At 54.5% G+C, this 11,270-nt stretch carries 6 protein-coding genes; 3 read left to right on the top strand and 3 right to left on the bottom strand.

Annotated elements, in window-relative coordinates; translation table 11 throughout:
* Positions 1-342 precede the first annotated feature (342 nt).
* Positions 343-3,018: an inverse autotransporter beta domain-containing protein gene (locus BL249_RS13650; protein ID WP_099706099.1), complete on the top strand. Its 2,676-nt coding sequence runs from the start codon at positions 343-345 to the stop codon at positions 3,016-3,018.
* Positions 3,015-7,265 (top strand): beta strand repeat-containing protein, encoded by a 4,251-nt coding sequence (locus BL249_RS13645; protein WP_099706100.1) that lies wholly within the window; start codon positions 3,015-3,017, stop codon positions 7,263-7,265. Before BL249_RS13650 ends, BL249_RS13645 begins: the two co-directional genes overlap by 4 nt.
* 1,214 nt (positions 7,266-8,479) lie before the next feature.
* Here BL249_RS13645 and BL249_RS13630 read toward each other — a convergent pair.
* A complete protein-coding gene (locus BL249_RS13630) occupies positions 8,480-9,148 on the bottom strand; it encodes a MarC family NAAT transporter (protein ID WP_099706103.1) in 669 nt (222 codons plus the stop codon).
* 202 nt (positions 9,149-9,350) lie between these two features.
* Between BL249_RS13630 and ppnP the strand changes: the two genes are divergently transcribed.
* Complete coding sequence (gene ppnP, locus BL249_RS13625) at positions 9,351-9,635, top strand: pyrimidine/purine nucleoside phosphorylase (RefSeq protein ID WP_099706144.1); 285 nt, start codon at positions 9,351-9,353, stop codon at positions 9,633-9,635.
* A 43-nt stretch (positions 9,636-9,678) separates the two neighbouring features.
* On the opposite strand, the gene rdgC is transcribed toward ppnP, so the two are convergent.
* Together rdgC and BL249_RS13615 are read right to left on the bottom strand one after the other, a co-directional pair.
* A complete protein-coding gene (gene rdgC, locus BL249_RS13620) occupies positions 9,679-10,590 on the bottom strand; it encodes a recombination-associated protein RdgC (RefSeq protein ID WP_099706104.1) in 912 nt (303 codons plus the stop codon).
* A gap of 111 nt (positions 10,591-10,701) precedes the next feature.
* Positions 10,702-11,130 (bottom strand): hypothetical protein, encoded by a 429-nt coding sequence (locus tag BL249_RS13615; protein ID WP_143354761.1) that lies wholly within the window; start codon positions 11,128-11,130, stop codon positions 10,702-10,704.
* Between the last annotated feature and the right edge of the window lie 140 nt (positions 11,131-11,270).

The raw sequence follows: 11,270 nt of genomic DNA, 5'->3' as shown, positions 1-11,270 counted from the left end.
TCTTAACCTCTTTCCAGGCTAACCTCCTGTTAAAAAACATATTTTCTATTGAAAATCATGTTTACATTTAGTTGACAAATAAATCTTCGTTTATGAAAGCATTTCATTCTATACAGAAATAAATGTTGGCAAAAAATCCCGCCATAACCCGGTCAGACCGCTGAACAGGCTGCTTGCCCCGTTTACTTGTCAAAATGGTCCTAATTGTAAAGCCCTCTGCGCAAATTTTATTCTGCAGAGGGAGGGCGGTAGCTATGGGCAATTCAGTCCGTCTCCGCGGCAGTGGTATTTCTCTTTTCTCTCTTTCCTCTTTTTTTATAACTCAAAACCGGATAACTCGAAATGAATGCAAATTTTGGGAAGCCATCTTTCCCACATCTGCGCCTTTTTGCCTGGCTGAATATTGTCTTTCAGGTAGTATTTCCGCTGGCAGTGTCATTTACACCAGCAATAGCCGGTGACGTCAGGGAAGCCCATTTCCTGAATAAACCGGCGGACTCTGAGTTTTCCCGCACCCGGGTCTATACGCTTTCAGTGGGGGAAACCACGGCGTCGGTGGCGAAAAAATTCAACATAAGCCTGTCTGCGTTAAGTAAGCTCAACCAGTTCCGGGTTTTTGCTCACGGATTTAATAATCTTCAGCCTGGAGATGAGTTAGATGTTCCATCCGCGCCGTTATCCTCTTCTTTGCAGAACAATCCACAAAAAAATAGAGAAAGCACAAAGGATGATGAAACGACGAATAAAATAGCCGGACTGGCCTCCCAGGCCGGGGGGTTCCTGAAAAATACCCATCAGGGGCAGGCGGCTGCCTCAATGGCCAGAGGGATGGCCACCGGTACGGCCGGCGGCGTATTACAGCAATGGCTGAGCCATTTCGGTACCGCTCGTGTGCAGCTGAACGCTGATGAAAAGTTCTCGTTGAAGAACTCCCAGCTTGACCTGCTGGTTCCCTGGTATGAGCGCAGCGACATGCTGGTGTTCTCGCAGGGAAGTCTCCACCGCACCGACGACCGTGCCCAGGGTAACCTGGGGCTAGGTACGCGCTGGTTTAATGACGACTGGATGCTGGGAGCTAACACCTTTCTGGACCACGACTTTTCTCATGAGCATACCCGTGCGGGCCTCGGGCTTGAGTACTGGCGTGATTATATGAAGCTGGGGGCCAACAGCTATATGCGCCTGAGCGGCTGGAAGGATTCACCGGACCTGACTGATTACCAGGAGCGCCCGGCCAATGGCTGGGACATTCGTGCCCAGGCGTGGCTGCCTGCGCTGCCGCAGCTGGGCGGCAAGTTGGTGTTTGAACAATACTATGGTGATGAGGTGGCGCTGTTCGGTAAGGACAACCGCCAGAGTGACCCGCATGCCATCACGGCGGGTATTAACTACACTCCGTTCCCGCTGCTGACCCTCGGCGCCGAGCAGCGTCAGGGGGGTTCCGGTAAGAACGATACGCGCTTTGATGTGAGCCTGACCTTCCAGCCGGGGGTATCGTGGCGTCAGCAGCTTGACCCGGCTGCGGTCGGGGCGATGCGCAGCCTGGCGGGTAGCCGTTACGACCTGGTGGACCGCAACAACAACATCATTCTTGAGTACCGTAAAAAGGAGGTTATTCACCTCCATGCGCTGGACCTGGTGACCGGACATCCGGGTGAGCACAAATCCCTTGGCGTCTCGGTAACCAGCAAGTACGGTCTGGACCATATAGACTGGGAGGCGTCGTCCCTGCTGGCTGCGGGTGGCCTGATTGAGGCCGACAATGCCGGCGGATATAACGCGGTGCTGCCGCCATACCATCAGGAAGCATCGGCGGTAAACACCTACACCCTCACCGGTGTGGCCGTTGATAAGAAAGGCAACCGTTCAGGGGAGAGTCATACTCAGCTCACCGTTGAGACGCCTCTGCTGGACAAAAAGAACAGCACCTTCACGCCGGCAGACAGCATTCTGGCGGCGGACGGTGAGAGCAAGGAAGTCCTGACGCTGACCGTAAAAGACAGTCAGATGAAGCCGGTGGACACGGCGGTGCAAGACATTAAGATCATCACTACCCGGGGTACCGGTGCGGTGAAAGCTGCCCGTGCGGCGGGGATGACTGAGGCAACGGTTTCTGCGCCGGTTAAAAAAAGCACCGGGGTATATGAGGTGACGGTAACGGCAGGAACCACCAGTGAAAGCCTGACGCTGACGCCGGAGATTTTTGGGGAGACATTAACGGCTGCTCAGTTGAGCATCAGCCGGGATATACCAAATTCTGGCAGATCGAAATTTTATCTCATTCAGCCCAGTATTGTTGCGAACAATACTGAATCGTCAGAGCTGCATTTTAATGCAAGGGACGTGCATGGCGAGGTCATCAGTGGCATTGCTGGCCGTCTGAGTTTTGGTGTGAAGGGCAGTGACGGACAGCCGCCAGCAAAGGGTGAAGTTACCGTGTCGGTGGTGAAAGAAGACGGCGTCACGGGTAACTATACGGCATCCCTGAGCGGCACAAAAGCGGACACCTGGACGGTCGTGCCCCTGTACAACAATATGACCCTGGGCGTCGCTGGTGAAAAGGTCACGCTGACCGCCAGTCGCAAGCCAGACGTCGTTAAGTCAGACATGAAGATAGAGGGTGAGCCTTTCGTTGCTGATGGTAAATCACAGGCGATCGTTACTTTCACCCCGGTGGATGAATATGGTAATGCCATTAAGCATCTGGGGAGTGGTGCAGTAAGCTTTTCTGTTGGATTCCTGATGGAAGAGCCAGACCAGGCTTCCCGCCGGGCGCTGACTGCGAATGCCGCTCTGCAGCAGGATCTTGATGTGGGGCCGGTGGAGGAGAGCCCGGATGGGGTGTATCATGCTACGCTTTCCGGGACCCGTACGGGGATTTTTGCCGTACGCGCATGGGTTGATGCTGTTGAGGTAAGTGGACTGGTCAGGCATCTGACCCTGACGGCGGATACAATGACTGTTAGTGGCGACTCGAAATTTCAGGCTGAACCTCCTGAAATTGAAGTGGGGGGGTGACAGAGCTGACCCTCAGAGCAATGGATGCAAATAATAACCCCATGAGGAGGCTCGCCAAAAATAACCTCCTGAGCTTCCATATAGCGGATAGCAGTGGTGCCGTGCCGGCGCATGTTACGATTTCCGGGGTGCCGACAGAGACCGAAGCGGGCGTTTATACGGTGTCACTGACGGGAACGACTGCGGGTGAGTACACGGTCACACCGGAGATTAATGGTAAGGCGATGTCCGTCACGCCGGCGCGTGTCACTCTGAATGCAGGTGCACCGGATGATACGAATGCAAACGGTAAATCCACGATTATTATAACGCCGCCGAACATTGCGGCGGATGGTGATGAACAGTCCACCCTGACGGTGTTTGTGGCGGATGCGTACGGTAACGGCGTACCTAAGCTGGAAAGCAGCCTGGTGGCGGCGGTGAAAAATGCGGCGGGAGCCACGGTCACTGCGCCGGAGGTGACGGTGATGCCAGCGCAGGCGAGCAACACGCAGGGTGAGTACACCTTTACCCTGACCGGGGAAAAGGCGGGGCACTATACCGTCAGCGTCAGCCATGGTGCCGGACAGGTGCTGAGCCTGGAAGGGGTTAACACGGTGACCCTGAATCCGGGCACGACGCCCTCTGATGCGAACGGGACATCCGAATTTGTCGTGACCCCGTCTGTTATCACGACGGATGCCAGTGAGCAGGGCCATGAGGCCACGCTGACATTCACGGCCCGTGACGGAAAAGGAAATGCTATCAATGGAGATCTTACCGGTAATCTGACGTTTAAACTGAAAGACGCCGCCACTAACACGGATGTGAATACTACTGGTTACACACTCTCTGCAGTCACGAAAGTGGCGGGTAAAGACAATGAATACACTGCAACGCTGAGGGGGACGAAAGCGGGCGCCTATAAGGTAGTTCCGGTATTCAACAGTCAGGAACTGACCGGCGCGGCACAGCCACTTGAAATGACGGCCGCCAAAGCCTCTGACGTGACTACCTCAGACTTTAATATTGAGGGTAGCCCGATAGCAGCTGATGGAACGGCCACTGCGACTCTGATATTTACGGCGAAAGACGTCAATGATAACGGTATTGGTGATCTTGTCGACAGAAATGCCCTGGCCTTCACAGTCACGGACAGTAATGGCACTGTTATGGGCAGTCCGGAGGTTACGGTAACAGATGTCGCGATGACGGGCAGCGTGGGATCCGGTCGTTACACCGCCAGCCTGAAAGGGACAAAGGCGGGTGATTATACGGTGACTCCGGTCGATGCTGGTACACCACTGACCGCGAAGGGAAAACCGGTGACGCTGCAGGCTGGCGCACCAAGTCAGGGGAACGGAGCAAGCAGTATCATTCCGAACCCCACGTCAATTGAGGCTAATGATACCGACAAGAGCAGGCTGAATCTTGAGCTTAAGGATGCTAAGGGTAATGTCCTCAGTGGCAAAGCCAGTAAACTCAATGTGTTAGTGACCAGAAATAGTGCCCCGGTTACCGGTGTTACATTTGACGGCTTTACCGAGACCACAACAGCGGGGACGTATCAAGGTCAATTACATGGTACATCGGCGGGTGCTGTGAGTGTGCAAGTGACATATGACGGCGGTAACATCCAGAACCTGAAGACGGACGTAACCCTCCGGCCGGGCGCGATTGACCCGTCACCCGCATCCGGCACCTCATTCACAATTGCCGATCCGGGGATTAAATCCGGAGCCACGACGACAGCGACCTTTGTTGCACATGATGCAAAAGGTAATGCTATTGTGGACCTGGGCAGCCGCCTGTCTTTTGTGTCTGCCAATAATCAAATGGTTTCCGTTGGCCAGATTACCTATGCGAACGGTAAGTACACCGCTACACTGAACGGGCTGTTGGCGACGCCAGTGGCAGGTATTGCTGTCCATCCTGAGATTGACAGTACTGCTGTTGGTACTCTTAGTCAGAGTCTTGTCGTGACAGCCGGCGACCCCGACTATACCAGCGGGCGCTCCGGTCTTGTCACGGACAAACCATCGGCTGTCGCAGACGGAACGGAGCGCATCACACTGACGCTGACCCTGAAGGATGCACTGAATAATCCGCTGACCAGCGCAGATGCCGGGGCGCTTGCCGGGACACTTTCCCCGACAACGGGTGCCTCGTTCAGCGGCTTTACGGCGACGGGTGCGGGCACCGGCGTGTACACGGGTACACTGACCGCAACAGCGGCTGGGGTATACACATTCACGCCAACCCGCAACGGCGCAGCGATGAATGCGTCTCTGGTGAAAAATATGACCTTTGTTGCAGCGTCTCCGGACGCCACGAGGTCGTCAGCCCTGACGTTTGTTGGCGATGGTGCCAGTACGACAGTAATAGCCGGAAGCACGGCCACACTGTCGTTCACCGCGAAGGATGTAAACAACAACCCGATCGAGACACTTGACGCAACGACGCTTGCGTTCGTACCGGATAACACCGCGAATGTGGATATTGGCCCGCTGACTCGCGCGACTGGCGGCATATACACAGCGGTCGTCACCGGAAAACTTGCCGGAGCGACGACATTCCACGTCACTTATAAGGGTAGCCAATTGGGCACCAGCACGGCGAGGCTCACGGTGAATCCGGGTACCCCGGTAGGTGGTAGTGGCAAATCAGTATTCAGCAAGTCAATGCCATCGGATGTACTGGCAGACAACGTACAGGCGCAGACATACACGCTGGTCCTCAAGGACGTGTATGGCAATATCATCACCGGCGCTTCGACCAGCGATCTGGCCCCCGGATTCAGCGACAGCGCGAGCACAGACACGTTCAGCGGTTTCACTGAGATGTCGCAGACACCGGGGACATACACAGCCACGCTCAAAACGACAAAACCACGTACAGTCAACGTCACGGCGAAATACAAGAGCAATACTATCACTGGCCTGAGCGTGCTTAGCACGACGTTCGTTTCAGCTGCGCCGGATGCCACGATGTCGTCATCCCTGACGATTGACGGTAGCACAAGCGCGACGGTAATAGCCGGAGGCACGGCTACGCTGTCGTTCACCGCGAAGGATGCAAACAACAACCCAATTGAGACACTCAACGCCTCGACGCTCGCGTTTGTAGCGGATAATGCCGCGAACGTGGATATTGCTGCGCTAAGTTACACGTCGGGTGGCACATACAAGGCGGTCGTTACCGGGAAACTTGCGGGAGTCACGGCATTCCACGTCACTTATAAAGGTAGCCAATTGGGTACCAGCACGGCGGCGCTCACGGTGAATCCGGGTACCCCGGTAGGTGGTGTCGGTAAATCAGTGTTCACCGGGACAGTGGCATCGACAGTGCTGGCGGACGGCGTAGAAGAACAGTCGTATGAGCTTGTACTCAAGGACGGGTACGGCAATCTCATCACTGGCGTGCCGGCCAGCAACCTGACTCCTGGGTTCAGCGCCAGTGTGAGCGCTGATACGTTCAGCGGATTCACAGAGGAGGTGCAGACACCGGGTGAATACAAAGCCACGCTCAAAACGACAAAAGCACGGACAGTCGTCGTTACACCGCAATACAAGGGTGCCTCCATCCCAAATCTGACATCTACGGTCAGCACGACGTTCGTCGCCGGTCCGCCGGATGCGTCTAAGTCCACGGTGCCGTCGGCATTGAGTATAAAGGAAGAGGCGACGGTCACGGGTGTAACCTGGGTACTGAAGGACAGGTTCGATAACCTGGTTACCGACAGCAGTAAAGTGGATATAGCGGTAAAGGGAACCGGCACGAGCCGTTTCGATATCGCAAATAAATCACTGGACGCGACTACGGGACATTATACGGCGGACATCAGCGGTGTCGCTCACGGCACGCCGAATGGACTCGCTCTGTTGTACGGAACTGCAGAAATAACGTCCTTCCCGGTTGTAATGGTAACGGTCGAAAAGACACTTCACGTCAATGACGACGGCACATACAATGGATCGTCAGGCATCACTATGCCATGGGAGGGCGCATTGAATTATTGCAAAGACAAGCGTCTCCCCACCAGAGCCGAAGCCCTGGCACTCGCTGACTCTGGATACTTCGATGGCATCACTAAAGCGAGCCCGGGAGAAGAAGGCGCAGAAGGCATGTTCACGGTGTGGACCTCGGATTCCAGCGACGGCGAATATGGGATAATATCAACGGCCATCCCGGTCACAGACAGTTCCAGATGGTCTGCATCGTTTGATGATGAGAACATATATCACAGCGTATTATGCGTAGCAAAGTAGTCTGCAATCGATCAACCAGGGCCATTTCTGGGTTGGTATTTTCAGGTGCGGGGTGTGCATTGCAAAATCAGGCGATGCGACGCCCGGGGAGAACCAACTCTAGATCATGCGCATAAGTCGTCGGATGGGGCGTTGTTCTCGTCAAGAGGCAGCGCCTAGGCTTACTGTTGTCGCCGGTGTATTGGATGGGACTGATACACGCCCGTCTTGCTCACCCGGCGGGTGCGGCATCAGGGTCCTGACTCACCGTCTGCGGTATAACGCCATTGGTGCAGCCTGAATGTCTTTGTTCAGGTGACGAATTTGCTTATAAAGCCGGCGACACTGCAGATGGTGTTTACTTACTGCCCGGGGTGCAATGGAATGCATCCCAGGCTTTTTAAACCATAATCCCATCCAGTCAAAACCCCGTTCTGTTTTCCCGAGCTGGGTTTTGTCCGGGAGGAGTATAACACCATGATTTTCCAGGAAATGATTGAGGTCCCGCACCGCACGACGTAAGGTCCATCGCGTGGGGGCCAGCATAATAAAGTCATGCATGTCGCGCTGGCGGCATGCAACTGGCGTGACATGGCCGCGGATTACCGGTTGACACAGGTAAACCAGCTATGTGTCTATCAGCGTACCTTAACCGCAATTACCGTCAGGACGATGGCGAAGAATACCAGGGTGGCCAGTTCCATCTTGTGCTCCTTTGTTACCCTCTGCCGAGTGTACGGGCAGGTTGCCTTGGCGGCTGAGCGCGACGTGCCGTTTTCTTTATCCGGCTGCCTGCCGGCGCTAATTTTCCCCAGAGCGGACCGTCTGTTGCCCTTGTTTGGGCGATATTGCTGGCGACAGGAGGCAATTTGACATTAGATGGCACAGGCGAGGGACTATGGGGGCTGAGGTTACTGGCCGGCGTTCCGGAACGGTGATAAATCCGCTCTGGATACGGCTGAATTTTCTGGCGGATAGCCGCGGAAAGGTTATCTGGCTGTAGTGCGGATAAGCCGGTGCAACAGACGGGGAAAATTGCAGTGATTGTCACACGGCTGTAATCTGCCCTCGCTAGCTTAGTGAGGCACACAAAAGTGATTTCCTCGTCACTTTCATCTAAAGATATGCAATGCTCGTCTTATTCCCGCTTCGTGCGGGTTTTTTTTGTCCTGGCGAATCCCTGCCGGCGGCAGGCATTCGCCGGTCAGAGGCGCTGGCAGCGTGGTAGGGACGGCCTAGTGGGGGAAATGCGCCACCACTTCCTCAATGCCGTTAATCACAAACTGCACGCCCATGCACACCAGTAAAAAGCCCATCAGACGGGAGATTGCTTCAATGCCGCCTTTACCCACTAGCCGCATAATGGCTCCGGAGCTGCGCAGGCATAACCACAGGATGATACTGATACATAAAAAGGTCAGCGGTGGCGCGGCCATTAGCACCCATTTGGGGAAGGCGTTACTGTCGTGAATAGTGGATGCGGTGCTGATGATCATGGCAATGGTACCGGGACCGGCAGTGCTCGGCATGGCTAATGGGACAAAAGCGATGCTGACCGATTTTTGTTCATTCATTTCATTCTTTTTATGCTCGGCTTCCAGAAAGCGCCCGGCCTGATGTGGCGGGAACAGCATGCGAAAACCCAGGAAGACCACTATCAGTCCGCCGGCAATGCGCAGGCCGGGAATTGAGATACCAAAGGTATCCATCACCACATTACCGGCATAAAAGGCCCCTGCCATGATGATAAACACATAAATTGAGGCCTGCAGCGACTGGCGGTTACGCTCGGTAAAATTCATTTCTCCGGCAAGGCCAAGAAACAGGGCGACGGTAGTAAGAGGATTAGCCAGCGGCAGCAGTACTATCAGGCCAAGGCCGATCGCTTGTAATAATTCCATTATGACTCCTGATTTATTGAAATAATTTGTCCGCTTAGTGATAACTGGCCAGAGTGTAAAGGAAATCGGACCGCTTTTTATAGCCGTAAACGCTAAATTTACCCTGCCATTGTTGTGGCAGACAGAGTCAGGGGAAATTTGCGTGACAGCAGCAGGAGATTAACTCTACACTGCCAGTCTGACTGCAATGGATTCAGCGGATGTTATGCTCAATGTGAATGAGTATTTTGACGGTAAAGTAAAATCAATTGGTTATGATAGCGCCAGCACCGGCCGTGCCAGCATTGGTGTGATGATGGAAGGTGAATATGCGTTTGGCACCGGTCAGAAGGAAGAAATGACGGTGGTCAGCGGGACATTGAACGTGCTGCTGCCGGGTGAAACTGAATGGAAGGTGTATGCTGCCGGTCAGCGGTTTATTGTGCCAGGACACAGTGAGTTTCATCTGCAAATCGTTGAGCCCAGCGCGTATCTCTGCCGCTATCTGTAAACAAAGAATAAAAAGGCGGCACTCCGCCTTTTTCCATAGCGCCTTAGCGCGTGGCTTCGCCACCCAGCGCTTCAATCAGACTGCTAATTAACGCGCTCAGCTCAGCGCTCATCAGGATAAAATCGGCGTCAAAGCGTTGCGCCACGTCTTCCCGCTCAATGTCATCATTCTGTTCGCGCAGCGTATCGGCGAATTTCAGCCGTTTAATTGAGGCATCGTCAGAAAGCACCAGCTGAATACGCTGCTGCCAGTCCAGCGCCAGTTTCGTCACCAGCTTGCCGGCTTCAATATGATGGGCGATTTCATCGCACACCAGTTCCTGCTTCTTGCAGCGGATTACCCCACCATCTTCCAGTATCGCTTTCAGCTCGGCTTCATCCATCAGCGTAAAGCCGCCCGGTAATTCGCCGGAGCGCACCCATTCGGTTAAAGTCAGCTCTACCGGACTTTCCAGCGTTAACGGGACCACCGGCAATGAACCGAGGCTTTTGCGCAATAGCGCCAGCGTGTCTTCTGCTTTTTTGGCACTGGCACAATCAACAGCAATCAGATGGTTATCAGCATCAATCCATAAACAGGTCTGGCTAAAGCGGCTGAAAGCGCGCGGTAAAAGGCTGTGCAGCACCTCATCTTTTAACGCATCTTTTTCGGTCTTTTTCAGCTTGCGTTGCTGCTCGTTTTCCAGTTTTTCAATTTTGGCTTCCAGCGCCTGTTTTATGACCGGTGCCGGCAGGATTTTCTCTTCTTTGCGGGCACAAATCAGCATCTGACGGCCGCTGACGTGGGTCAGCGCATCGCTGCGAGAGCCCAGCGGTGAAACCCAGCCGGTTCGTGACATATCCTGACTACCACAGGGGCTGAAGCTGAACGCGGCCAGCTGGGTTTCCATCTCTTCTGGCGATAGAGGGATATCGCGATTCAGACGATACAGCATCATGTTTTTAAACCACAGCATCAGGCATTCCTTTTTCAGCGCGCAATACGGCGCACAACGTTGAAAGTCAGCGCGCATAATAGCGAATCAGCGCCGCGGTTTCATCGCCTTTGCGTGAGTGAGTGCTAAAGGTTAGCGGGCGGGCTGCGGTGTAGCATGAGGTCGCGCTGTGCCAGGCGTGAAATCAAATATCAGTTGCCCGCTCAACCCTGGCGGTGGCGCGGGTAAATCTGTCGCGCTGCCAATTGTTTGCCAGGCGCGTAAACAGACCGGCTCATCGCCGCGCGCCGCCAGCACATTGTAACGCTGGCGGCGGGCATCCCAGTCAATGGTCAGCATACAGCGTGCGCCGGTATGGCGCTGGGGGGCGGGAGAGTGCTGTCGTATCCGCCAGGCCATTTCACGCAAAAACCGACAGTGACGCTGGGAACCGACTGGCTGGCTGCGGCATTGGGCAGCGAAATCGGGCGGTTGTGATGAGGATGTGGCTTGCGGTCGTTGCTGACAGGCACTTAACAGCAACAGCATAACTACGCTGCTTAACCAAACTGTCGCCCGCATTTGCTCCCCTTTTACATCTGTATGGCCTGAAACCGGCGCTGACCCCCATGAAATAAAGTTGCCTGGCGCGCGTAAAAAAAATCGCGGTTATTGTTACGGCTAACGCCGGTGGTGGCTATGGGACTCGTCTGTTTCATTAT

The organism is Erwinia sp. OLFS4, from assembly GCF_002752165.1.
Lineage (GTDB): Bacteria > Pseudomonadota > Gammaproteobacteria > Enterobacterales > Enterobacteriaceae > Izhakiella.
This window is presented reverse-complemented; position numbering and strand designations above follow the sequence as displayed.